The organism is Promicromonospora noduliphila (genome assembly GCF_056951025.1).
The window spans coordinates 4049291-4073614 of record NZ_CM167806.1; the positions used below are offsets into that span (position 1 = coordinate 4049291).

General features: G+C 71.9%; 13 protein-coding genes. 4 read left to right on the top strand and 9 right to left on the bottom strand.

Annotation, left to right across the window (positions count from 1 at the left end):
• Together AC0QU1_RS17800 and AC0QU1_RS17805 are read right to left on the bottom strand one after the other, a co-directional pair.
• Entirely contained in the window at positions 1–690 is a 690-nt protein-coding gene (locus tag AC0QU1_RS17800) for a hypothetical protein (RefSeq protein ID WP_483571156.1), read from the bottom strand.
• On the bottom strand, positions 687–881 hold the full coding sequence (locus tag AC0QU1_RS17805) for a hypothetical protein (RefSeq protein WP_483571158.1): 195 nt from the start codon (positions 879–881) through the stop codon (positions 687–689). Before AC0QU1_RS17805 ends, AC0QU1_RS17800 begins: the two co-directional genes overlap by 4 nt.
• Before the next feature lie 109 nt (positions 882–990).
• Between AC0QU1_RS17805 and AC0QU1_RS17810 the strand changes: the two genes are divergently transcribed.
• A protein-coding gene (locus AC0QU1_RS17810; protein ID WP_483569607.1) for an IS3 family transposase occupies positions 991–2240 on the top strand; the annotation gives its coding sequence in 2 pieces (ribosomal slippage) (positions 991–1273 and positions 1273–2240; 1251 coding nt in all).
• Here the strand turns inward: AC0QU1_RS17810 and AC0QU1_RS17815 are convergent.
• The 6 genes from AC0QU1_RS17815 to AC0QU1_RS17840 all read right to left on the bottom strand — a co-directional run bounded on the left by AC0QU1_RS17815 (position 2210) and on the right by AC0QU1_RS17840 (position 13655).
• Positions 2210–3466 carry a DUF308 domain-containing protein gene (locus AC0QU1_RS17815; RefSeq protein WP_483571160.1) on the bottom strand — a complete coding sequence of 419 codons (1257 nt, stop codon included), beginning with the start codon at positions 3464–3466 and terminating at the stop codon, positions 2210–2212. The two genes, AC0QU1_RS17810 and AC0QU1_RS17815, sit on opposite strands and share 31 nt — an antisense overlap.
• Positions 3467–3499: 33 nt before the next feature.
• Complete coding sequence (locus tag AC0QU1_RS17820) at positions 3500–3805, bottom strand: hypothetical protein (protein ID WP_483571162.1); 306 nt, start codon at positions 3803–3805, stop codon at positions 3500–3502.
• A gap of 5 nt (positions 3806–3810) precedes the next feature.
• A complete protein-coding gene (locus tag AC0QU1_RS17825; RefSeq protein ID WP_483571164.1) occupies positions 3811–6966 on the bottom strand; it encodes a S8 family serine peptidase in 3156 nt (1051 codons plus the stop codon).
• 59 nt (positions 6967–7025) lie between these two features.
• Positions 7026–11216 carry a S8 family serine peptidase gene (locus AC0QU1_RS17830; RefSeq protein WP_483571166.1) on the bottom strand — a complete coding sequence of 1397 codons (4191 nt, stop codon included), beginning with the start codon at positions 11214–11216 and terminating at the stop codon, positions 7026–7028.
• Positions 11217–11527: 311 nt separating this feature from the next.
• A complete protein-coding gene (locus tag AC0QU1_RS17835; RefSeq protein WP_483571168.1) occupies positions 11528–12646 on the bottom strand; it encodes a helix-turn-helix transcriptional regulator in 1119 nt (372 codons plus the stop codon).
• A gap of 163 nt (positions 12647–12809) precedes the next feature.
• A complete protein-coding gene (locus tag AC0QU1_RS17840; RefSeq protein ID WP_483571170.1) occupies positions 12810–13655 on the bottom strand; it encodes an oxidoreductase in 846 nt (281 codons plus the stop codon).
• Between the two features lie 166 nt (positions 13656–13821).
• On the opposite strand from AC0QU1_RS17840, the gene AC0QU1_RS17845 reads away from it, so the two are divergent.
• Positions 13822–14760 carry a helix-turn-helix transcriptional regulator gene (locus AC0QU1_RS17845; RefSeq protein WP_483571172.1) on the top strand — a complete coding sequence of 313 codons (939 nt, stop codon included), beginning with the start codon at positions 13822–13824 and terminating at the stop codon, positions 14758–14760.
• A gap of 27 nt (positions 14761–14787) precedes the next feature.
• Here AC0QU1_RS17845 and AC0QU1_RS17850 read toward each other — a convergent pair whose 3' ends face one another.
• Complete coding sequence (locus AC0QU1_RS17850; RefSeq protein WP_483571174.1) at positions 14788–21159, bottom strand: carboxypeptidase regulatory-like domain-containing protein; 6372 nt, start codon at positions 21157–21159, stop codon at positions 14788–14790.
• A gap of 229 nt (positions 21160–21388) precedes the next feature.
• On the opposite strand from AC0QU1_RS17850, the gene AC0QU1_RS17855 reads away from it, so the two are divergent.
• Together AC0QU1_RS17855 and AC0QU1_RS17860 are read left to right on the top strand one after the other, a co-directional pair.
• A complete protein-coding gene (locus AC0QU1_RS17855) occupies positions 21389–21826 on the top strand; it encodes a VOC family protein (protein ID WP_483571176.1) in 438 nt (145 codons plus the stop codon).
• 345 nt (positions 21827–22171) lie between these two features.
• Entirely contained in the window at positions 22172–24265 is a 2094-nt protein-coding gene (locus AC0QU1_RS17860; protein ID WP_483571178.1) for an HNH endonuclease signature motif containing protein, read from the top strand.
• Positions 24266–24324: the final 59 nt, after the last annotated feature.

Sequence of the window (24324 nt, forward strand, 5' to 3'; positions counted from 1 at the left end):
TCACGACGTGCTCCGGATGATCCGCACGGCGGGCAGCAGCACGTCGAGCGCCTCCACGATCGCCGGGACGGCGGCGATGTCGGGGGTTCGGCAGAGCAGCAGGGTGTCCACCACCGCATCGGGGTGCTCTGTGCGCCTGCCGACGGAGATGCTCACCCACGCGCCACCGGTCGCCCGGTCGACGTCCGTCCGAGTGACTCGGATGCCGTCGCCGTCGAGCAGGTCGAGATAGTCGATCTTCGGGGGTGCGACCGGCGTGCCGCCCGTCGCACCCAGCGTCGCCATGAGCTCGTCGTCCGAGTGGTCCGGGTCGCTGCGGGCAACAACGACGAGCACCGGTATGGGGCTGCGGTCCAGCACACCGACGGCGGCAGCGACCCGCCCGCCCTCCGGCGGCACACCATCGGCGTACGCACGCAGTTCCGCCACCGCTTCGGTGATCGCCTGGCGCAGCTCCGCGCGACGTTCGTCGGACAGGGCCGGGACCTCGGCCCCGGCCGCCTCCAGCTCCATCGCCTCGATCAGCCCGAACACGAGCTCGACGGTCTCCGCCTCCCACACGCTGACCGCCTCGGGCGCCTCGGTCGCCGTGGACGGCACGACCAGCCAGCCGGCGGTCGGCTCGATGGTCCATGACCAGACCTCTCGGCCGGCGGGCGCCGCCACACCCCGCATGTTCGTGGCGCTCATGCGATCGGTTTCCCGGTGTTGCTCGTCAGGTGGTTGTACTCGTAGTCGCTCAGGTGCGTCCAGTCGCCGCGGCGGTCGTTCTCGTCGGCGCCCGGAAAGTCGGACGGCGGCACGGCACCCCAGAAGCCGGTGGTCAGGCCCGCGATGACGCTCGAAGGACCGGCCGTGTAGACCCAGGGCGCGACTCTCACCGTGGATCCCATGAGCGCGAGGGAGTTGACCTGGCTGAGCCCATGGAGGCCGAACGCTTGAATCGCCCCGGCGTGTCCGGAGACTGGATTCCTTGGAAGGATGACAGTCATGGCACGTCCCTCGAAGTATCCGCCGGAGCTGCGTGAGCGAGCGGTGCGGATGGTTGCGGAGGTAGCTCCGCAGTACGGCACGGAGTACGAGGCGATCCGGCAGGTCGCGGCCAAGCTCGGGATCGGTTCGCCCGAGACGTTGCGGTTGTGGGTGCGGCGCACGCAGGTCGATGCGGGTGACCGGCCCGGCGTGACCAGTGAGGAGCACGCCGAGATCAAGCGCCTCAAGCGGGAGAACGCCGAGCTGCGGCGGGCGAACGAGATCCTGAAGTCGGCTTCGGCTTTCTTCGCGGCGGAGCTCGACCGCCCCTCGGGCAGGTAGTGGAGTTCGTCGAGGCGAACAAGGACCGCACCGATGGTGGTCTGCGGTGGGGGATCGAGCCGATCTTGGCCGTGCTGGGTGAGCACGGGATCAAGGTCGCCCCGTCCACGTATTACGAGGCCCGCGGCCGGGCGCCGTCCAAACGGCAGGCGGCCGACCAGGAGTGGAAGCGGGTCATCGCCGCGGAGTGGGGCAAACGCAAGGTCCTGGGAGCCAGGAAGCTGTGGTTGCGGCTGCGTCGGGCCGGGCATGACATCGCTCGGTGCACCGTGGAACGGCTGATGCGGGAGCTGGGCATCGCCGGCGTGGTGCGCGGCCGCCCGGTGCGCACCACCACGCCGGGTGCCAGGGCGGTCCGGGCTGAGGATCTGGTCGATCGGCGGTTCTTCTCGACCGGTCCGGACGAGCTGTGGGTCGCGGACTTCACCTATGTCCCGACCTGGTCGGGCATGGTCTACGTCGCGTTCGTCTTTGACGTCTACTCCCGCCGGATTCTGGGCTGGCGGGCCGCTACCTCGATGCGGACCGACCTGGTTCTGGACTGCCTCGAGATGGCGTTGTGGACCCGCCGCACCGAGGGCGTCACCGACCTGACCGGGCTGGTGCACCACACCGACGCGGGTTCCCAGTACACCTCGATCGCGTTCACCGACCGGCTCATGGACCAGGGCATCGATCCCTCGGTCGGGTCGGTCGGCGACGCGTACGACAACGCGTTGGCCGAGTCTCAGATCGGTTTGTACAAGACCGAGCTGATCCACCCAGGTGGCCCGTGGCGCGGTCGCGATGATGTTGAGATCGCGACCCTGGAATGGGTGCACTGGTTCAACCACGAACGCACCCACGGCTCGATCGACGACCTCACCCCGGTCGAGGTCGAACAGTTCTACTACAGTCACCAACAGCGGCTCACCGAAGCCGCCTGACCCACAAAACAGAGTCTCCGGACTCGCCGGGGCGATTCAGCTCCCCCGACCGTCCATGGCGCCGGCGGAACGGGAGCGGGCTTGGGAGGCACCGTGACCGCGGGAGGGTTCGGTGCCGGAGCACCAGTGGGGGGAGCCTTGGTCGTGACGGGCGGGTTCGCTGGCGCGTTGGTCGGTGTCGGCGGCCTCGCCGGTACGTTGGTGGGCGTCGGCGGGGAGTTGGTTGGTGTCGGCGGCCTCGCCGGTGCGGTGACCGGCGTAGGAGGTGTGTTGGTCGATGTCGGAGGTGTGTTGGTCGGCGTCGGCGGCCTCGCCGGCACGTTGGTGGGCGTCGGCGAGGGGTTGGTATTCGTGGGCGGCTTCGGGAGGGGCCTCGGGGGCGTGAGCGAGTTGAGCCGTGCCGCCCGCAGCGATGCCGCGATCGATCTCCCCACGAGCAGACCGACGCCGGCGGCGAAGAGCCCGATGGCACCGAGGATGACGTTCATCCAGCTCGCCTTGCCCTGGGCGGCGAGGGCGATGCTGCCGATCAGGGCCACCGCGCCCACACCGATCGCGATCCACGCGAGCGCCCCAGCTCCCGGGAAGATCATGGCCAGCACCGCGAGGGCCATCCCGATATAGCCAAGGATCTCGACGAGCCCCTTCAGGAACTTGTCGAAGTTGTAGGCCACCCGTTCCTGCCAGGTGTGGTTGAGGCCGTCCTCACCCCAGTGCCGCCGGACCGTCTGCGACGCCCGCTCCGCGGCGAGACCGAGATCCCGCACCGCCCCCTCGGCGCGGAGCTTCGCGGCCGCCAGGTCGTCCCTCGCGGCGTCGAGCCTGCCCGGCCGCTCCTCGGAGTCCTCGGACAGGCCCTCGGCCGCGCGCCGCGCGCTCTCGGCCTGCACGGCGTCGTCCAGGGCCTTCCGGGTCTCCGAGCGCGCGGTCTCCAGGTCCGGCTGATACGCGACGAGCGCGGCGCGCACGTCGTCGTACCGGACACCGGACTTGCGGAGCGCTTCCGCGCTCTCCTGGGCCCGCTTGCGCAGCGCGTTCGCGGCCTCGCCCTTGAACTGAGACTCGTCGCCCTCACCGATCCTCGTGAGAAGCGCCGCCTGCCGGATCATCGCATCGGAGAGCTTCTTGTAGTGCGCGATCACCTCGTCCAGACCGGAAACCTCGGCAGGCACCGGGTCGGTGTCGTAACCCAGCAGATGCCACTCACCTGTGCGGGCGGCGCTCATCAAACCTCCTTCATGTTGTTCTAGCCTTTTGTTCTAGCCTTCGCCCGTGTTGTTCTGGCCTTCGCCCTGGAGCGACTGCGCCAGCTCGCTGTCGACGTCGTCCCAGGTCTCCGCCGTCTTCTGCAGGCCTTCCTGAAGAGACTTGAGCTTGGCCTTCAGCTTCTCGCGCTTGACCCACCAGCCGTGGATGAAGTCGTGCATGGCGTCGTCCAGCGTCGCGTGGCCGAAAAGGCCCCGGTCCTGCCAGAGCGCGTCGATGTCGTCGAAGTCTCGGACGATCATCTCGAGTTCGGTGGCTGCTTCGTTGACCGCAGCCTCGGTGACGACGACGTCAGGCACGACCACTACCCCCGCTCGGCCTGCACGTTGTCGCGTGCGGCGACCTTCACGAGGGTGAGGCGCTCCGTACCCTCGTACAGCAGGGCTCCCACGTAGTCGTCACCCGGCGGAAGGCCGGACCACGACACGGTCACCGTGGACGTTCCGCCCTCGCTGACCGGGACCGGGTTGGGTGCCGCCGTCAGGTCACCGAGGCCGGCGCCCCCGGGCTCGAGGAAGGTCTCGGTGTAGTCGAACGGGACGTCGGTGCCGGCGTAGACGTCGACCTGCACCACGTAGACACCGGGCTCCGGGGCCGTGAGATCCACCCGTTCGTCCGCTGCCTCGGTGCCCGAGACCCATCGGTCCGTGGCGACGAGCTCGCCGTCCTGGTAGGCCGCGTCGTCGAGCTTGTACACGAACAGGTCCAGGTCGGCGTCCGGCTCGTCCACGAGCGAGTCGACGTCGAACCGCGCGAACTCGGTGCGGTCCCCCACCTCGGCGATCCACTGGTACTCGGGCGTACCCGTGCCGTCGTTCGTCCCGATCCCGGAGTGCTCGGTCGTGTCGCCGTACGGGTCCGCGCGCAGCTCGCCGGACGCGAGGCCCAGCACGGTCACGGGAACCTCGGTGTCGGCAGCGGAGCTGACGTCGAAGGAGACGGAGCCGTCGGTGCCGGCGCCCGTCGCCTCCGACGGCGGCGTCACCAGGGCCGGCAGCACCGCGATGGGGCTGCGTGCCTCGGTGCGGTGGTGCCGCTGGGTGGAGGTCCAGGTCAGGAACCCGTCGGCCCAGGTCTCGGGTGCGGCGTCGGTCCGGTCGAACGTGACGGTGAAGGTCCGCGTCTGGCCGGGCCGGCTGAACGACAGCCTGCTCGGCGAGACGGTGACGTCGATGCCGTCGAGGCCCTCCACCTCCGCCCGGAACGTGCCCCGCTCTGTGGAGGTCACCGTGCGCGTGACGGTCTCCGGCCCGGTGAGGTCGCCGACGGCGATCGAGGGGAGGTTGAGGTTGCTCGGTGTGATCGGCTCGACGCCGAAGTCCCCCGCACCAAGGCCCTGCGCGTAGGCGGCCCAGTCGTCGGCGTCGTTCAGGTAGAGCAGTCCCGGCTCGAAGAACCTGGTGGGGTCGGCGTGCCCTGCGCCCTGCGCCATCGGGTCGGCGGCCGTCGCCCCCGTCTCGTCGACCGTGTCGTAGGCCGTCGTCATCATCGCCGACTTGATCTCGGCCGGCGTGGCACGCGGCCGCTCACCGAGGTAGAGCGCGGCGAGGCCGGCGATGTGCGGGGCGGCCATCGAGGTGCCGGACATGAAGCCGTACTCCCCCGCGGCACCGGGGGCGTTGTTGTAGGCCGCGAGGATGTCCACACCGGGTGCGGCGATATCGGGCTTGAGGATGTCGCTGCCCTCGACGGCCAGCGGGCCACGGGAGGAGAACCCGGCGATCTGGGGTGTGGGCGTCGCGGTACCCGTGACGTTGTCGGGCGTGAAGGTGACCGTGGCTCCCGGGGTACCCGCGTACCGGTACAGCTCGTCCCACCGTGTGTGCGAGACGTGGACCGTCGGGTTGGCGTGCAGGTCTCCGCTCAGTCCGTCGTCGCCGCGGTTGACCAGGAGCGTGCCCACCGCACCGGCCCGCGCGGTCTCGGCGGACTTGTCCACCCGGGCGTGCACGCCGCGCTCGCACAGGACGACCTTCCCGGCGACCTGATCGGCGTCGAGGGAGCCGGGCGCACACAGCAGCGCGGCCTCGGCGGGCCCGAGGTCGTTCACCGGGTCGCCCTCGTAGCCGGCGGCCATGACCTGGTCGCCACGCACCAGGTCCGCGGAGAGCTGGGCCCAGACCGTCGTCGAGGCGCCAAGGGCCTGGGTGCCGTCGCCGAGCGTCGCCGTGGCCTCGTAGGTCGGCACCGTCGACGCCGCGACCGTCGTGATCCAGGGTGCCGCGTTGTCGAAGGTCGAGGCCTCGGGGCCGGAGTTGCCGGCCGACGCCGCGACGAACACGCCGGCGGCAGCGGCATTGAAGAACGCCACGTCGGTGGGCTCGAAGGTGCCCTGGGCCGCGCCGCCGCCGATCGAGAAGTTGATGACGTCGACGCCGTCGGTCACCGCGGCCTCGATAGCGGCCAGCAGATCCACGGTCGAGCAGCCGTCGTCCGTGTCGGTCGCCGGGTTGGGTCCGTCCCAGCAGGCCTTGTAGGCCGCGATCTTCGCCCCGGGAGCCACCCCGGAGAACTCCGGGTAGTCGTGCCCGCCCAGTGCCACCGGAACCGCGTGCTCACCCGCGGCGGTCGAGGCGGTGTGCGACCCGTGGGCGGTCCCCCGCGGGGACAGGTACTCGCCGACGTCGTGGCCGCCGATGAACCGCGCGCCGAAGCCGTCCACGAAGTAGCGGGCGGTGATGAGCTTCGTGGTGCAGTCGTCCGCCTCGAAGCCGTCGCCTTCCACGCAGGCACCGGTGAAGGTGCCACCGTCGGACTTGTCGAAGACGATCGCGCCGTCGTCCAGGTACGGGACGGCCGGGTTCCGGTCACCGCCACCGTGGTGCCGACTCGTCCCGGCCGTGCGGTCCCTCGGCCTCAGCTCGGCGCCGGCGAAGGACGGGTTCTCCGGCGAGATCCCGGTGTCGATCACACCCACGACGACGCCTCGGCCCGCGCGCTCGGCGCCGCCGACGGCGGCCCAGACGCCCCTGCGTCCGCTCAGTCCCAGGAAGTCGGTGGACGGCTCTGCCTCCGCCGGCTTGTGCAGCTCGTCCGGCGCCAGGCCCGTCACCTGAGGGTGCTTCGTGAGCTGGGCCGCCTGGTCGGCGGTGAGCTCCGCCGCGAAGCCGTTCAGGGTGAGCGTGTACGACGCGTCGATCTCGACGTCCACCGCCTCGGCGACGCGCTCCTGGCGCTCCTCCAGGTGGCGCGAGTACTCCCGCACGTCGCTGTCGCGCGCGTCGAGCTGGTCGCCCTCGGCGACACGTGTGCCCGCCAGCCCCGGCCTACCGCCGTCGTACGTCGCGACGGCGGGCTCGGCGAGCTGCACGATGTAGCGTCCCGGCTCGAGCTCGGCGACGTCGCCCGGCGGCTGCTCCTGCGGGGCCGCCGCGGCGGTGGTCGCGAGTGCCGAGACGCCCAGGACGAGCGCGACGGCTCCCGCCACCGGTCCGGTCCAGCTCTGTCTGCGCAGGTGCATGCGGGTGCCTTTCGGTGAGTTGTCTTTCGGTGAGTTGTCGGAACTTCTTCGCCAGGAGCTCATCGGACGGACGCTCCGGGCACACGGACCCGCACGAGCTCGAAGTCGGTGGTGACGGTCGTGCCGCGCCTGGTCGCGACAGTCCGGTGCTCGGTGATGTGGCCGGTGGCCGTCGCCGTGAGATCGACCCGTCGCGCGGAGGGCTCGATCCAGTGCTCGTAGGTGCCGTCGGCCGCGGTGTCGAGGATCAGCCGGCGCGGGAGCCCGTCGCCCTGCAGCCGGACCTGCGCACCGTCGATCGGGGCGCCGTCGTCGTCGGTCACCTCACCCCGGAGCCTGACCCAGTCCCGGGGTGGGGCGACGGTCAGCCGGGCCTCGACGGGTTCGACCTCGTACGGGGTGTCGGTGCGCACGCCGATCTCGGCGGTGTACGTGCCCGGACGGTCCGGGCCCTGGTCGCCGTCCAGCTCCGCCTCGACCCGGACCGACTCGCCCGGGTCGAGCGAGACCGTGCGCGGCCCGACGTCGAGCCACGACGGACCGGAGGCCACCGACCCGGTGACGTTCATGACGAATCCGCCGATGACGTCCAGGTCCGCGAAGTCGACCGGCTCGGTGACGCCGCAGCCGGGAGAGGCGAAGTAGGTGGGCGCCGTCTGCCCGGCCGTGTTGAAGCCCGGGTACAGCCAGCTGGCGTTCGGCAGGACCACCTCGACGACCAGCGTCGCTCCGGCCGGCACCGTGCCGGTGACCGGCAGGCGCACGACGCTCTGCGGCGTGCCGTCGTACCACACCTGCCCGGACCCGACCGGGTCCAGGTTCGCGTACGTCAGCGTGTCTCCGCGCAGGGAGTACAGGTTGACGTAGAGGTACAGGCGCGGCCCGGTCTCGACGCCGAACGACACCTCGTCGACCGTGAAGCTGTCGTCGACGGCGAAGTCCTCGAGCTCGAACGTGCGCAGCAGCGAGGTCTCCATGATGCCGAAGGGCCGCGGACACGCGCTGCCCAGCCCGGGCACGATCTCCTGGGACGCCGAGTGCGTGAGGCCGACGCCGACGGCGGCAGGCTGCGCCGGAGGCGGTGCCACGCCGTCGCCCGTGCTGCCCAGCGGCTCGAACCCCGCCGCGCGTGGCCGCAGGGTGACGGTCGCCGGCGCCGTGCCCTCGTTCGTCACCCGGAAGTCGGCGGTGGCGGACCCGCCCGGACCGACGGAGGCGTCGATCCGGTCCTTCGACACGGTGACCATCCCTGCGGGCAGGGAGACGTCCCGCCGGACCACGTCGTGCGGCACGACCGAGACCGGGATCTCCTGGGTGACGAAGCCCTCGGCCGCGAACTCGACCGTCTGCTCGCCCGTCGCGGGTGAGAACAGCCGGTAGGACCCCGCGCCGGAGCGCTCGCTGGTGCGGGTCTCGGTGGTGGCGTCCGGCGCGTCGCGCACCGTCACGGTCGCCCCGTCGAACGGGTCGGACGTGTTCCGGTCCGTGACGGTGCCGACGACCAGACCGCCGTCGCGCGGCGCACAGCCCCCGATCTCGACGTCGTCGAGCTGCCACAGGTTGGCCCTGACGGGCGTGCGGTAGGCGAACCGCACGCGGACCTCTGCCTGTCCGGCGGCGTCCGGCAGGCGCAGCCGTTCCACGGCCCCGGTGCTGCCCATCCCGGCCTGGTGGAGCACGCGTGTCCAGGTGTCGCCACCGTCGGTGCTGAGCTCAACGGAGGCGGTGTCGCCCTGACGGACCGGCCAGAAGGTCTGGCGGAACCGGAGCACGGGGTCGGCCACAGCGGACAGGTCGACGACCGGGCTGACCAGGCTCGTGTCCACGACGCCGTCGGCGCCACCGCCGTCGGCCTGCGCGGCCCCACCGCCGCCCCCGGTGGTGTTCCCGAGACCACCGGGTTCCCCGAACTCCCAGACGACGCCGCTGCCGGCATCGTCGGTGACGGTCCAGCCGTCGGGCGCCGCGTCGCCGTCGAACGGTTCGAGGGGCGTACCACCTGTGAAGGCGTACCCGTCCGCGGCGCAGACCGGGGCGTCCACCGGGACGGCGACGTCGTGCTCGACGGCGGTCTCGCCCACGGTGACCGTGTCGACCGTGCTGCGGTAACCGTCCTGGAAAGGTCTGACGTTCAGCGTGTACTCGGTGCCCGCGGGCAGCGAGAGGGCGAACTCGCCGGTGAGGGGATCGGTGGTCGTCCGAACCGGCGTGCCGGCCACGGAGACCCGCGCATCGAGCGGCCAGCCGTGCCCGGAACCGTCGACCACCCGTCCGCTGACCTCTACCGGTGGCGCCGGCACGAGCACGGCGTCGGCGACGGCGGACCTGCCCTCGTGCACCTCGACCACGGCGGGACCCGACGGGTAGTACCCGAACCCGCTGACCGTCACGTGGTGCTCGCCGGGCAGCCGGTGGGTGGAGTAGGTGCCGTCGCGGCCGGTCACGACGTGCACCACGCTGTCGCCACCCACGCTGTCCCCACCCACGCTGCCGCCACCGGCGACCGTGACCTGCGCGCCGGCGACCGGTGCGCCGTCGGCGTCCGTGACCGTCCCCACCACGGTGCCCGACCCGACGGTGGGTGCCGACTCGACCAGGGCGAGGACGTCGAGCTTCCCCTCCCCCCAGACGTTGTTGTCCTGCGGGGTTCCCTGGCAGGACAGGTCCTCCGTGTCGACGGCGGTCGCGTCGAGCAGGCGCCTGGTCGCCTCGACGTCGCCGATCAGGCTCGGTGCCGCGTCCCAGAGCAGGGCGACGGCGCCGGCCACGTGCGGGGCCGCCATGGACGTGCCGGACCACCAGTCGAAGTCGCGGTGCTGGTCCGCGAGGAGCTCAGCGGGGACCGCCGAGAGGATGCCGTCGCCCGGTGCGGCGATGTTCGGCTTGACCTCGTCGTCGTCCCCGGCGCCGCGCGCTGACGCGTACCAGATGGTGCCGTCCTGCGAGTACGCGCCGACGGCGTAGGTGGCCGGGTGCCGCGCGGGTACGCGCAGCGACTGGCAGTCGAACTGGCCCTCGTTGCCCGCGGCCCAGACGCCGAAGATGCCCGCCGCCTCCCACGCGTCGACCTCCTCCGACAGGTAGTCCGGAGGCACCTCGTGCTGCGCGCCCGCCGGGATGCCCCAGGAGTTGTTGATGATGTGCGGCCGCCTGGCGGGGTCGGGGTCACTGCCGTCGGCGCGGGTGGGTGCGAGCAGCCACTGCGCGTTGGCCAGGTACGCCGCCCAGTCGGCGACGCAGCGGTCCGTGCGCGGATCGCATCCGGGTTCGGTGTAGGCCATGTCGACCGCGTTCGTGGCGATCCACTCGGCGTCCGGCGCGACGCCGATCCGGGTCCCGTTGACCTCGCCGCCCACCATCGTGCCGGTCGTGTGGGTGCCGTGGCCGTGGTCCGGGTCGCACGGGCCGCTCTCGCACGCGCCCGGCAGGTCCGACCAGTTGTAGTCGTCCTCCTGCTCGCCGGTCGCCGGGTCGTAGCCGCGGTACTTCTCCCGCAGAGCCGGGTGGGTGGCGTCGACTCCCGTGTCGAAGCTCGCGACCGTGATGCCCTCGCCCGTGTACCCCAGCTCCCAGACCTCCGGGGCCTTGACCTCCTGGAGGTTCCAGGCGATCCCCGGGGCCGCCGGCTCGGCGGCTTCGGGCTCGGCACTGGGCTCGACACTGGGCTCGGCACCGGGCTCGGCGGACGCCGTCGTGGACCGCTCGGGCGAGGCCACGAGCTCGACGGGAAGGTTCTGGTGGACGAGACCGACGTCGTCGCGCCGGGCAAGGCGGCTCGCCAGGCCTGCGCTGCCGTCCCTGACCAGGATCGAGTTGCTGATCCAGTACGCCGTGTAGTCCACGCCGTCGGCCTCGAGCTGGTCGATCACGCCCGCCTGAGCAGCCCTGGCGTTCTCCCGCAGCGTGTCGTAGACGTACCGGCCACGCTCGGCCCAGCCGGTGACGTCCTTCGCCGCCCCCAGGTCGGGGCGGTCGGAGAGCCGGACCCAGAAGTCCGACCGCTCCTTCTGCTCGAAGGTGCGCTCGAGCGTCGAGGTGACCTTCTCCGCCGGGGCCGGCTCCGGGGCCGGCACCTGAGCCGGCTCCTGGGCCGGCGCGTCGGCGTCCGCCGTCACCACGGGGCGGAGCCCCGGGGACGTCGGCGTCGGGTCGACCGGCCGGGCGCCCGCAGGCACGGCACAGGCGAGCAGGAACAGGGTCCCCGTCAAGGCCGCCGCGACACGTCGCGCCGGGGCGTGCGGGATGAACATAGGTTGCCTCTCGTTCTCGCCTGGTGGCACAGGGCGGGTCGTCCGCTGCCCGGAGTCACCGGGCGGAGCCTGGCCGGCCGGTGCACGCCGCCACGCTCTGTGCGTGCAGACAGCTCTGTGCGTGGAGACAACTGTCAGGAAGCCGGAGCCGCGTCACAAGGTGCCCGACGGCTCTCACGTGGGCAGTTGCGCACTCCGGAAGCGGCGCGCGACCCGCGCGCCCGCCCGCGGCCACGGCGCGGCACGGCCTGTGCGACCGGCCGTGCGAGCGGCCGTGCGACCGGCCGTGCGAGCCGCGGTGCGACCGGCGGTCAGCTCGGTATGCGGCCCGGCACGTGGCTCCGGCCGCGCGCGGTCACCAGGCCCTGTTCGGAGGCCAGCAGGGCGATCTGGAACCTGGTGCGGGCACCGAGCAGCTCGGCGAGGTGGGAGACCTCCGACTGCACCGTCCGCCTGCTGATGTCGAGCGCCCGGCCGATCGCCTCATCGGTCAGGCCGCCGGCCATCAGATCCAGGATCGACCGGGCCCGCGGTGTGAGGGTCGCGCGCTCCACGGGCGCCGGACCGCCCTCGTGCGTCTGCCTGCCGTCGAGCATGTCGGCGTCGCCGCCCGCGCCGTCCACCAGGAGCGGCAGGTCGTGCGACCGCCACAGCTCCTGGGGCACGGCGCTGTCCCACACCCGCTCGAACAGCTCCGCGAGGGCTCCGACCAGCGCGGGTGCGTAGACCACGAGCGACGCGTCCCCCGCATCGGGACCGCCGACCGGGAGCATGGCGACCCTCCGGTCCACCACCACGAGCTTGAACGGCACCCGTGACGACAGGCGCAGGCGGGCCGTCCCTCGCCCCTGCAGAGCGGTCTCCAGCGACACCGGATCGGTGAACGTCTCGCTCTCGTACACGCTGCGCACCTCGACCTCCGGACCGCCGGGATCGGCGATCTCCGCCACCGGGTTCGCCACCTCCGGGTCGACGGCGAGGAACGGCGGCTTGACCAGGTGCAGCAGTTCGCTCGTCGCCGACTCCAGGATCTGTCGGTACGTCGCCTCGACGTCGCGTGACCCGCTGACCACCTCGGTCCGCACGTCGGCGTCGCGGCCCGCCGATGCCCGGTAGGCGGTGGCGAGCTCGTCGAGATGGCGTTCCCACTCCGCCAGCTCCTGGCGGCGCTGGGCCAGCAGCGCGGTCAGCGCCGACCGCGGCGGAAGCGCGGCCCACCGCCCGCCGTCGTGCGGCCGGCCGCCCTCGTCGACCCGGACGAGCAGCCCGTCTCCCTCCAGTGCGTGCAGTGCGGCGTGTGCCGCGTCGGAGTCCAGGCCGAGCTCGGCCATGACCTGCGCCTGGTCGACGGTGCCCTTGCCCACCACGTAGCCGAGGACTCGTATCGCCTGGGAGACCGTATGGCCGGGCTCACGTGTATCGATGGTCATCGTGTACTTCCCTCTCATGGCAGAGCTGGCGCCGTCTGCGGTTCGCCGTTCGCGGTTCGCACAGGATGGCGACGCCGGCGCCCGGCAGCAAGGCCCGGCCTGTCCCAGGACGGAGGCTACGTTCACCGGTCCCTCGTGCCGAGGACGGCGTGTGAAACCTGCGTTACATCGGCCCCTGGGCGCGCTCCGACAGCTCGGCCCAGGCCGCCCACTCGGCGAGCCGGCGCTCGTAGGTGTCCCGGGCGATCGCGGTGGTCGGCCTGCCGAACAAGGTGCCGAACAGCACGCGCAACGGGGGCTTCTCGGCGTCGACGATCTCCAGCAGCGCCTGCGCGGCCGCCGAGGGGTCGCCGGGGACGCTCGCACTGCGCCGGGCGGCCATCTCGGAGCGCATCGGGTCGTACGCACCGAGCGGCTCGCTGCGTCGTGCGGACGATCCCGCCCAGTCGGTGCCGTACCCGCCCGGCTCGACGAGCGTGACGGTGATGCCGAACCGCGCGACCTCGGCGGCCAGCGACTCGCTCAGGGCCTCGACTGCCCATTTGGACGCGCAGTAGGCGCCCATGTTCGGGGCAGCGAAGACGCCGCCGATCGACGACACCTGCACGATGTGGCCGCGGCCCCGCTCGCGCATCGTCGGCAGGACGGCGCGGGTGACGTGGTGCACGCCCAGGACGTTGGTCTCGAGCTGGGCGCGCAGCTCGTCGTCGGTCGTCTCCTCGACGGCACCGAAGTGCCCGTACCCCGCGTTGTTGACAACGACGTCGAGCCCGCCGAGGGCCTGCTCCGCCTCGGCGACCCGGGCGCGAACGGCCTCGGCGTCGGTCACGTCGAGCGTGAGTGGTACGAGCGCGTCGGGGTGCTCGCCGCGCAGGTCGTCGAGCGTGGTGAGGTCGCGGGCGGTCGCCGCCACGCGGTCGCCGCGTGCGAGGGCCGCGCTGGTGAACGCACGGCCGAAGCCCCGTGAGGCGCCGGTGATGAACCAGGTCTTGGTGGTGTCGTCGGTCATGATCTCTTTCCTTCGCTGATCCATGGCATGCCGGTTCGGGAGAACCCGGCCGTTCCGATCGCACGCCACGGCGCCCGCCCGGGGAAGTTCCTGCTTGTCCCGGCACTGCTCTGCCAGGCACTCGCAGTACCTCCCTGGACCGCTCCCGGGCGCCTACGCTGGATCCATGGACGAGAAGGCAGAGGTCCGCGAGTTCCTCACCTCCCGCCGGTCGCGGATCAGCCCGGCGGCCGCGGGCCTTCCCGCCTACGGCAGCAACCGCCGCGTCGCCGGCCTGCGCCGCGAGGAGGTCGCCATGCTCGCGGGGGTGAGCGTCGACTACTACACCCGCCTCGAACGGGGCAACCTCGCGGGTGCCTCGGAGAGCGTGCTGACGCACCTGTCGCGCGCACTCCAGCTCGACGACGCCGAGCACGAGCACCTGTTCGACCTCGCCCGCCGCGCCGCCTCCGGCACCGCGCCGCGCCGCCGCGCCGCCCGGTCAGGGGTGACGTCGTCGATCCAGCAGGTGCTTGACGCGATGGACAACGCCCCGGCCTGGGTGCGCAACGCCCGGCACGACGTGCTCGCCACCAACCGGCTGGGGCGCGCCCTGCTCGCGCCGTTGTTCGCCCCGTCAGGGTCCGGCTCCGAACAGGGCGGCGGCCTGGCCGGCGACGGTCGCCGACCCGCGAACAGCGCGCGATTCATCTACCTGGACCCGGCGTCCAGGGAGTTCTGGGGCAACTGGGAGCGGGCCGCTGACGACACAGCGGCCTACCTGCGTTCCGAGATCGCGCGCAACCCGCACGACACGGAGCTCGTCGAGCTCATCGACGAGCTGTCCACCCACAGCGCGGAGTTCCGCCGTCGCTGGGCCAAGCACGACGTGTGGTTCCACCGCACTGGAACCAAGACCATCAACCACCCGGTCGTCGGATCCCTGGAGCTGAGCTTCCAGGCGATGGCGTTCCCGGCCGACCCGGGGCTGGTCATGGTCGTCTACACCGCCGCCCCGGGGAGCCCGGCGGCGGACGGCCTGAAGGTCCTGGCCTCCTGGGCCGCGGCGCAGGACACGCCCGCCGCGGCCCAGGACACGCACGGAGCCGGTGCGCTCGTCCCGTGAACACGGGTTGAACACGGGTGGAGCCAGTCAGAGGCGCGGGTCCTCCTTGACCGTGAGCGAGCTCAGGACGGGATCGCGTTCGCCGAGCTCGCCGATCAGCTCGACCGTCAGGTCACCACCCGGGTGCTGCACGGCGGAAGTGTGCGTGTCGGCGGTCAGCCGGCCCACCGCGGCCTGCACGTCGTGGTCGTAGAGCACCACCTCGCCGTCGACCAGCACGTCGAACAGGCGCTGCCCGTTCCTGACGTGCTCGATCTCGGCGAACCCGAGCCCCACCTGGTACGTGCCGGCCGGCACGTCCTTGAACACGTAGGAGAAGGTCTGCCCCGTCCGCTGGGTGCGGAACAGCCTGTCGTCCTGGGTGCCCGCGATGTCCGAGCGGGTGTCCCGCACGGTCCCACCCACGTACCCCCACGAGCCGGCGCGCGGCCGGTGGCCGAGCGCCCGGTCCGCGGACCATCGGAAACCGTCGGCGCCCGTGAGCCCGGACCCGCCGACGTCGACGCCCAGCCAGTACGCCGACGCCCCCAGGGTGACCGGCAGCACCTGGTTCGGCCTGCGCCCGGCGTCCGAGGAGATCAGCACGTCGCCCGTGAGCAGGCCCGGATCCACCTCGGTCGTGTCGACGGTGACGGTCACCGTCGTCGAGCGGCCCACGGCGAGCCGGGTCCCGCCCTGCGCGGCGGCGCCCGCCAGCGAGAGCCACGGCAGGTCGCCGTCGGCCCCGCCGGCCTGCCCCGAGACCTGCTCCGAGACCTGCTCCGAGACCTGCTCCGAAGCCGACACCAGCACGGGGGCCGAGCCCGTGTTGGTCACGGTCACCCGGGCGGTGGCCGTCTGGTCCGGCCCGAGGAGCCACTCCAGGTCGTCCCCCGAGACCGTCGCGATGCCGGTGGCCAGGACCGTGTCGAGGGTCGCGGCCTGCCCCCGCTCGGTGAGGTTCACCGTGCCGGTGCTGGTCACGTAGCCGGGCGCCGAGACGCCGACCGTGTAGTCGCCGACGATCGAGTGCGCCTTCCACAGCCCCTGCTTGGTGGTGGTGACGGTGCGGACGCCGCCGTCGGGCGAGGTCAGGGTGACCGTCGCGCCGGGGACCGGCTTGCCGTCGTTCTTGTCGGTGACCACACCTTCCAGCGTGCCCAGCGCCGGTAGCGCCAGCTCCAGGCCCATGCCGGGGGACAGCGCCGGCTGGTTGTAGGAGTAGGTCTGGCTGGAGCCGGCCAGGTTCTCGATGCCGACCGTCGCCGAGTCGCCCTTGCTGCGGGAGCTCTCCCCGCCGACGCCGTCGCCGTAGCCGATCTGGATGCGCCCGTCCTCGATCAGGGTGACCGAGAAGCTGAGCCGGTCGCCGGGCGCGTCGTCGTACGTGACGTCGCGCCACTCGACGACCTGCGCCCGCAGGCCGTCCACCTCGGTCTCGTCGATGTAGATGCCCGACGACTCGTCGACCACCAGGTCGTCCCAGAACGGGTAGATCGCGTCGGCCCCGTCGTTCGACGGCAGCTCGGAGTTGATCCACCGCGACCGGCTGCGGTCAAAGGTCAGCATGCCGGTCGGCGCCACGCACACCCCGTCCCAGGTCGTGTCGTAGAACGGGAAGTCGAACGTGAACCAGAGCACACCGCAGAAGCTGTTGCCGCTCCACGGCGTCAGCGTGGTGCCCTGGCGGAACAGGCCCTCCTTCATCGAGATCGGATACCCCACGCCGGACGGCGCCGCGACGACCTCCTCCGGATCCTCCTCGGGCACCTCCGGCTCGGGCTCGACCTGGCCCGCACGAGGATCCCGGGTCACCCGCAGGGTCGCGACGCTCGGGGCGCGCAGCCCGTTCGAGCCCTTCAGCTCGACCTTCAGGTCACCCCCGCCGTGCTCGACGACGGCGGTGCGTACGTCGGCCGTCCGCGATCCGACGGCGGACACCGGGTCGTAGGCGTACTGCGTGAGCTTCCCGTCCACGACCACGTCGAAGACGCGCCTGCCCTGCTTCGCCTGCTCGATCTCGGCGAACCCGAGGTCGACCGCGTAGGTTCCAGCGGGGGCGTCGTCGAACACGTACGTCAGGTCCTTGCCGGATGGCGTGCTGCCCGACGGGGTGCGCTGGGTCTGGAACAGCGCGTCGTCCGCGGTCCCGGCCACCGGGGACCGGGTGGTGACGACCCGGGACCTGCCGGTGTGGCCCCACGGCCCTCTGCGTAGCTCCCGGTCCGCGGACCAGGTGAAGCCGATGCTGTCGGTGAGCTCCGGGCCGCCCGCGTTCACCGCCACCTGGTAGTCGGTGACGGTGAGGGTGACCGGCACGTACTCCTTGGACTGCCGTCCGGCGTCGCTGCGCACCAGGATGTTCGCCCCCAGGGTGTGCGAGGCCGGCGTGCTCGGGTCGAGGCCGTCCGTGCTGACGTCGACCGCGACGGTCGTGGTCTCGCCCGGCGCGAGCGTGCCGCCGGTCTCCGACAGCGACAGCCACGGCAGGTCCGTCACCAGGTCGTCCTCCACGTCGACCAGCAGCACCTCGTCCGCGATCTGGTCCACGGCCCACAGCGCGCCGGAGACGTCGGTGTCGAGGCCGCCGCCCTGGTTGGCCCGCGTGCCGGGGAACCACCAGGCGTTGACCAGCGAGCAGTCGGCCGGGTCGACCTGCAGCAGGCGGGTCCTCGAGTTGCGGTCGGAGTACCAGATGGTGTCCGACGCCGCGTTGTACGCGAGGCCCATCACCTGGGGCAGGGGCGGCGCGCAGTAGGACAGCATCTCGCCGGCGTTCTCGTGCGAGGTGCCCGCCACCGTGCCGATCATGCCGTTGGACCGGCCGCCCACGTAGAACACGTCGCGGCCCGCGTCGTAGGCGAGGCCGGTCAGCGTCACCGTGGACCACGCGCCCTTGACCTCGCGGGTCTTCTCGCCCGTCTCCCGGTCGAAGCAGTGGATGTAGCTGCGCGGGCTGTCCTCCATCTGGCACATGTCGCCGTTGAGCGAGTCGAACGCCAGGTCGAACGCCTTGTAGTCGGCGCTCCAGTCCGCCGAGAACACCGTGCCGGTCTTCCTGCCCGTCACGGTGAACTCGGTGTTGGTCTCCGCGTGGTAGTCGTGGATCCACACGTTGCCGTCGTAGCCGACGCCGGTGGGCTCGTCCTCACCCTTCGCCGACGTCTTGAAGCGGGTGATCACGTCGCCGCCGGCGAGCGTGTCCGCCTCGGCCGCGTCCGCGGCGTCCGGCACGCCCGCCGCCTTTGGGTCGGCCGTCGTGCCGAACCGGCTGGCGTCCGACGACGACACCTTGCCCGACGACGTGCCGGGCGCACCCTCCGCCCAGGCCGTGAGGTCGAGCGAGGCCTGCTCGCCCGTGGCCGTCGCGGTCACCGTGGTGTCCGCGTCGAGCTCTGGGTGGCGGGCCACCTCGTCCAGGTCGTAGGTGACGGGCGCCGAGCCGGTGTTGGTCAGGGTCAGGGTGCCCCGGCCGTTCTGGTCGGTGCCGAGCACGGTGTCCAGGCCTGCGCCGGTCAGGGCGGCGACGCCGGTGGTGAGCCGCGCGTCGACCTCGGCCTGCGCGTAGAGCTCGCCGAGCGAGAACTCGTGCGTCTGCGTGCCGTAGTTCGGCGCGGAGATCGTCATCGTGTAGTCGCCCAGTGGAAGCTGGCGGCGGAAGGGCTCCTTGGCCAGGTTGGTGGTGACGGTCTCGACCGGGCCCTCGGCGTCGCTGATCGCGACCTCGGCGCCCGCGACGGGCAGCCCGTCGTTCGCGTCGACCACCGTCGTGTCCACGAACCCGAAGTCGGGCAGGTCGTAGGTCACGACCAGGCCGTCGTACAGTACCGGGGAGCCCTCAGAGAAGCGGATGCCGTCGACGCCCGCCCAGCCCTGGATACCCGTCGTGGCGGTGGAGCCCGCGCTGAGCGGCTGGTTCTCGCCCTCGCCCTCCCCCACGCCGTCGCCGTAGGCGACGGTCACCGTGCCGGAGCGGGTGATCGTCACCGAGAAGCTGATCCGTGCCGTGTGGATGTTGTCCTCGGCCTCCGCGACGACGTCGCGGTACTCGACCACGAACGCGTCCTCGCCGTCCACGGTGGCCGGTGCCGTGTAGACGCCGCCGGCGTCGACGTCCAGCGGACGCTGGATGAAGAACGGGAAGATCCCGGCCCCGCCGGTACCCGGGCCGGCGTACGAGTCGTCCACCGAGATGAACCCCCGCTTGCCGATGTTCAGGGTGCTGTGGCTCCCGTTGTAGAGCGCGACCGGGAACGGCAGGTCCACCTGGCTCATCACCCCGCTGAAGACCGCCTTGTCCGTACCCTCGCGGTACTCGGCGCCGGCGTCGTCGGACACGGCGCAGCTGTAGCCGCCGCCGTCCACGAAGAGCTGGACCGGGACGCTCAGCGACTCGTCGCCGTCCACGGTCAGCGGCAGCACGACCGGCGAGAAGCAGTTGCTCGGCGTGATGTCGAGCGCGTAGTCGCCCACCGGGACGTCGTCGAACGCGAACGTGCCGTCGGCCGCGGTGCGCACGCTCTCCAGCGGTGTGTCGTCGACGGAGACGTGCGCGTTCGGGACGGGCTCGCCGTCGGCGGTGACCACGGTGCCGGTGACGCGGTGCCGCTCAGCGGCCGCGAGGGCCGCGTCGACCCTCGCCTCCCCGTCGACGGCGACGGTGGTCGACGTCGTCGCGGACACGTAGCCGAAGGCCGACGCCGTCACCTCGTAGTCGCCCGCGATCAGGTTCATCGCGTAGGTGCCGTCGCGGCCGGTGACCGTCCTGGGCGAGTGCACACCCTCGGCGACGACGGTGGCGCCCGCGATCGGCTCGCCGTCGGCGTCGGTCACCGTACCGGTCAGGTGCCCCGCGCCGCCCGCCGCGACAGCGGCCTGGACCAGCGCGAGCGCGTCGATCTTGCCCTCGCCCCAGACGTTGTTGTCCTCCGGTACCCCACCGCACTCGTCGTCGGGGGTGTCGACGGCGGTGCCGTCCAGCAGGGTCGTGGTGCCCTCGATGTCGCCGACCAGGCCGGGCACGGCGCTCCACAGCAGCGCGACGACGCCCGCCACGTGCGGCGCGGCCATCGACGTACCGTTCGCGGTGCCGTACTCCCCGCCGGGGAGCGACGACTCGATCGCGACGCCCGGCGCCGCGATGTTCGGGTTGGTCTTGCCGTCGTCGCCCGGGCCGCGCGCCGAGAAGGCGGCGATGTCGCCGTCCTCGTCGTAGGCGCCCACCGAGTAGGTGTGCGGGTACCGCGCGGGGAGCCTGCCGCTCTGGCAGCCCTGCTCGCCCTCGTTGCCCGCGGCCCAGACGCCGAAGATCCCGGCGGCCTCCCACGCACGGGTCTCGTCCCCCATCCAGTCGGCCGTCGGCAGTGACGGCTCGACGGACCGCGGGATGCCCCAGGAGTTGTTGATGACATGGGGGCGCATGGCCGGGTCGGGGTCGGTGCCGTCGGCCCTGGTGGGAGCGAGCAGCCACTGCGCGCTGTTCAGGTACTGGTCGCGGCTGATCTCGCTGGAGCAGCGGTCGACGCAGTTCGTCGCGATCCACGTGGCTCCCGGCGCGACGCCGATCTGGTGCTCCGCGCCGTCGTCGCCCACCATCGTGCCGACGGTGTGCGTGCCGTGCCCGCCCACCTGGCCGATGATCGGGTCGCACGGCGAGCCGTTGCACAGGCCCGGCTGGTCGAACCAGTTGTAGTCGTTGTCGACCGAGCCGTCCGGCCGCGTGCCGCGGTACTTGGACCGCAGCGCCGGGTGGTCCAGGTCGACGCCGGTGTCGAAGCTGGCCACGGTGATGCCGTCACCCGTGAAGCCGAGGTCCCAGACGTCGTCGGCATTGATCGCGTCGATGCCCCACGTGACGGACCGGTCGGCTCGCGTCGCGGAGGCACCCTCGTCCGGGTCTTCGGCCTGGGGCTGGGGCTCGGGCTCTGCCGGCGGCTCGATGAGCTCCATCGGGATCTCCTCGTGCACCAGCGCGACCTCACTGCTGCGTGCGATGCGGGTGGCCAGCGCCTCGGTCCCGTCCTCGACCAGGATCGTGTTGCTGATCCAGAACGTCTCGTAGTCGGCGCCGGCGGCCTCCAGCTGACCGACGACCTCGGCCTGGGACGCCCGCGCGGTGGCCCGCAGAGCGTCGTACACGTACCGCCCCCGCTCGCCCCAGTCCGCGATGGACCTGGCCGCGTCCAGGTCCGGGCGGTCCGCGAACCGGACCCAGAAGTCCGCACGCACTTCCTCGGCCAGCGCCTCTGCTACCTCGTCGGTGAGCTTCTCGGCGGCGGTCCCAGGGGATCCGCCCGGCGTAGGGCCGGGGTCGGGTGCGGCGGTCGCGAGTGGCACGACGGACAGGGCTCCCGTGAGGACGGCGACGAGCGACATGGTCGCCGCGACCGCCCTCCGGGCGTGCAGGTGGGGAACAGGCACGATCACTCCCTTGGCTTGGGGTGTTTCTTGACCGCGTCATTGCGCTTGGGCGCCAACTGTGGACGCCCGGTACAAGGCCCGACAAGGACAACGAGGCCGCTGGACAGCGCAACTGCGCAGATGAGAAAGCCCCTGTTGGCCGAGCACCTGTCGCCGAGCACACGCCTTCCAAACCATCTGCGCGGGTTGGATTTCCTCCACCGAGCGTCGATCCCGGTAGCGTGGCGCCATGACCGTGAGGATGGACAACGTCGGCATCGTCGTCGAGGACCTGGCCGGCGCAGTCGAGTTCTTCCGCGAGCTCGGGCTCGAGCTCGAAGGGCAGACCGTCGTCGAGGGCGAGTGGGCCGGGCGCGTCACCGGGCTGGGGAACCAGCGCGTCGAGATCGCGATGATGCGCACCCCGGACGGCCACGGCCGGTTCGAGCTCTCGCGGTTCCTCGAGCCGCCCGTCGTCGCCGACCACCGGAACGCCCCGGTGAACGCCCTGGGCTACCTGCGCGTCATGTTCGAGGTCGACGACATCGACGAGACCCTCGGCCGGCTGCGCGAGGACGGCGTAGAACTCGTCAGCAGCGAGGTGGTCCGGTACGAGGACGTGTACCGACTCTGCTACGTACGCGGACCCGAAGGCATCCTTCTCGGACTCGCCGAGAAGCTCGACTGAGACCCGGTCGGCGCCCAGGGCTGCCGGGCAACGGGCTTCCGTTGACGCGCAGCCAGCCGTGATCGATCAGGAGCCCCCGGCATGCACGACGGCGGCGCTACGACGCCTCGGCGGCGCTGTCGGGGACTGTCCCAGCCGCCACACCATGCCGATCCTCTCCGAGTTCTTGGCGCGGGCCGCGCCTTGAGGCAACGCTTCTGGCGTGGTCCCTGAGGCGTCCCGGGTGGCGTCATGAAAGGTTATCCACAGATTCCAGATGGTGCGTGCAAGTCATACAAACGTGCGAGAGAATGGGACCAGCAAACAACAATGGGCTAGCAGACGACGGGCAAGGGGGTGGGACCTATGGCAGAGCCGATGGACGGTATGGCACCGGGTGGTCTGCCTCCGGCGGGTTCGGTTGAGGAGGCGGTGGCCCGGATCGAGGCCGCGGTCGATGACCTGGCAACCCTGGTCGGTCCGGAGGTGCTGGACGGGTGGGACGCGCCGAGTGTGGCCCGGTTGGTGGAGGCGCACACCCGGGTCCGTCGGGTGACGGGCCGCCTGGATGGGGTGCGGTACACGTTGTTGCCGCGGATCGAGGCCGAGGGGTCGTGGCGGTCGGGTGGGATGGCCAGGACGTTCACGACCTGGCTGCGGCTGCACGAGGGTGTGTCGGCTGCGACGGCGAGCAAGGACATGACGATCGCGCGCCGCCTGGCCACCGTGCTGCCGGCCACCCGGGAACGGCTCGTGTCGGGTGAGCTGGGTGTGGATCATGCGCGGGTGATGACGCAGGAGGCGCCGACCAGCCCGACCCGGCAGGACGCGTTGGCCTGGCTGATCGACACCCGCACCGGCCAGCCGACCACGCCGGAGCTGTTCGTGCAGACCGTGCCGGTGGACGTCCCCGACCCCGCGGATGACCCGGACGGGACGGCAACGCGTGAGTTGATCACCGAGGTCCTCCAGGACGCGGTCGCTGAGGGCACGCTGGTGACGGGGGAGGGTGCGGTCCTACGTGAGGCGGGCGTGTTGAACGCGGACCAGTTCCGGATCGTGGCGCGCCGGTTCGCGTCGGTGACCGACCCGGACACCGATGAGGTCGAGGATGACAAGGCCGCTGCGGGTGAGTTCCTGGACTTGTCCAAGACGCTGGGCGGGTATCACGTGGCCGGGTTCTTGACCGATGAGCACGGCCTGCTGGTCACCACCGCGATCACCGCGGTCACCGGCGCACCGGCCGCGGAGGACACCCGCACGCCTACCCAGCGTCGGGCGCAGGGCCTGGCGGACGTGGCCCGGGTCGTGCTGGATGCCAATCAGGCCTCGCCGGGGGCGGCGATCGCGCCGCACTTGAACGTGACGGTGTCCTGGACCGAGCTGGTCACCCAGATCACCCGCACCCGGCAGGGCCTCTGCGTCACCTGCGGACAGACCGCACCCAGCCGCACGACCCAGGCGGGCACCACAAGCGCAGGCACGACGGGCACCACGAGCACGACAGGCGCGACAGGCACGACAGGCCCGACAGGCACGACAGGCCCGACAGGCACGACAGGCCCGACGATCACGACGATCACGGCGGGCATCGCGGGCGGAAGTACCACGGCAGGCGCCACGGGCATCGCGGGCGGAACTGCCACGGCGGGCGCAGGGACCGCGGGCGCAGGGGCGGCGGGCGTCACGGGCTCGGCCGGCGGTGGCGGGGCGGGCCTGGCGGGAACGAGCGGCCCCCGCACCACACGGCTGCAAGTCGCGGGCTGGAACGCAGCGGGCTGGAACGCAGCGGGCTGGAACGCAGCGGGCTGGAACGCAGCGGGCTGGAACGCAGCGGGCTGGGACATGGCGGGCTGGGACATGGCGGGCTGGGGCACGGCCGGCACACCGCCGCCGGTGTCCGGGCTCCTGGCCTCGGGTGGTGCGGTGTTCACCGAGACCGGCGGCCGGGTCCCACGCGCCCTGCTGCGCCGCCTGGCGTGTGACAGTGCCGTCACGAGGATCGTGTTCGGCCCCGACGGCGCCGTCCTGGACGTCGGACGCGCCCAGCGGACCGTGACCGGGCAGATGCGCCGCGCGGTCATTGCTCGGGACCAGCACTGCGTCTACCCCGGATGCGACCAACCACCATCCAGGTGCGAGGTCCACCATGCGGTCAAGCACTGGGCCGACGGCGGAGACACGTCCGTGGCGAACAGTGCCCTGCTGTGCTGGCACCACCATGCCCTGGTAGACACGCGGGGCATCACCATGCACTGGACCGGCAAACCCACCACCAATACCAGTGCCGTCGGGGCCCTGGTAGAGACCGGATGGGCCTTCACCGACGCCCACGGACACCACATCCACCTACCCGACGCCATCGACACCCCACCACCAGCCGACACCAACCCCGCCAACCGTGCGGACTCACCACCCGCCGACCCACCCGCGGACCCACCGGCCGCCGAAGCCGCCTGACCGGAAGACCTGCCTGACGACAGGCCCGGCGAGCCCGACGGACTGGCAAGCCCGACGGA

Bases quoted from the DNA above. Each gene is read 5' to 3' on its own strand.
- AC0QU1_RS17800 (WP_483571156.1), bottom strand. From the start codon at position 690: ATGAGCGCCACGAACATGCGGGGTGTGGCGGCGCCCGCCGGCCGAGAG.
- AC0QU1_RS17815 (WP_483571160.1), bottom strand. From the start codon at position 3,466: ATGAGCGCCGCCCGCACAGGTGAGTGGCATCTGCTGGGTTACGACACC.
- AC0QU1_RS17825 (WP_483571164.1), bottom strand. From the start codon at position 6,966: ATGCACCTGCGCAGACAGAGCTGGACCGGACCGGTGGCGGGAGCCGTC.
- AC0QU1_RS17830 (WP_483571166.1), bottom strand. From the start codon at position 11,216: ATGTTCATCCCGCACGCCCCGGCGCGACGTGTCGCGGCGGCCTTGACG.
- AC0QU1_RS17835 (WP_483571168.1), bottom strand. From the start codon at position 12,646: ATGACCATCGATACACGTGAGCCCGGCCATACGGTCTCCCAGGCGATA.
- AC0QU1_RS17840 (WP_483571170.1), bottom strand. From the start codon at position 13,655: ATGACCGACGACACCACCAAGACCTGGTTCATCACCGGCGCCTCACGG.
- AC0QU1_RS17845 (WP_483571172.1), top strand. From the start codon at position 13,822: ATGGACGAGAAGGCAGAGGTCCGCGAGTTCCTCACCTCCCGCCGGTCG.
- AC0QU1_RS17855 (WP_483571176.1), top strand. From the start codon at position 21,389: ATGACCGTGAGGATGGACAACGTCGGCATCGTCGTCGAGGACCTGGCC.
- AC0QU1_RS17860 (WP_483571178.1), top strand. From the start codon at position 22,172: ATGGCAGAGCCGATGGACGGTATGGCACCGGGTGGTCTGCCTCCGGCG.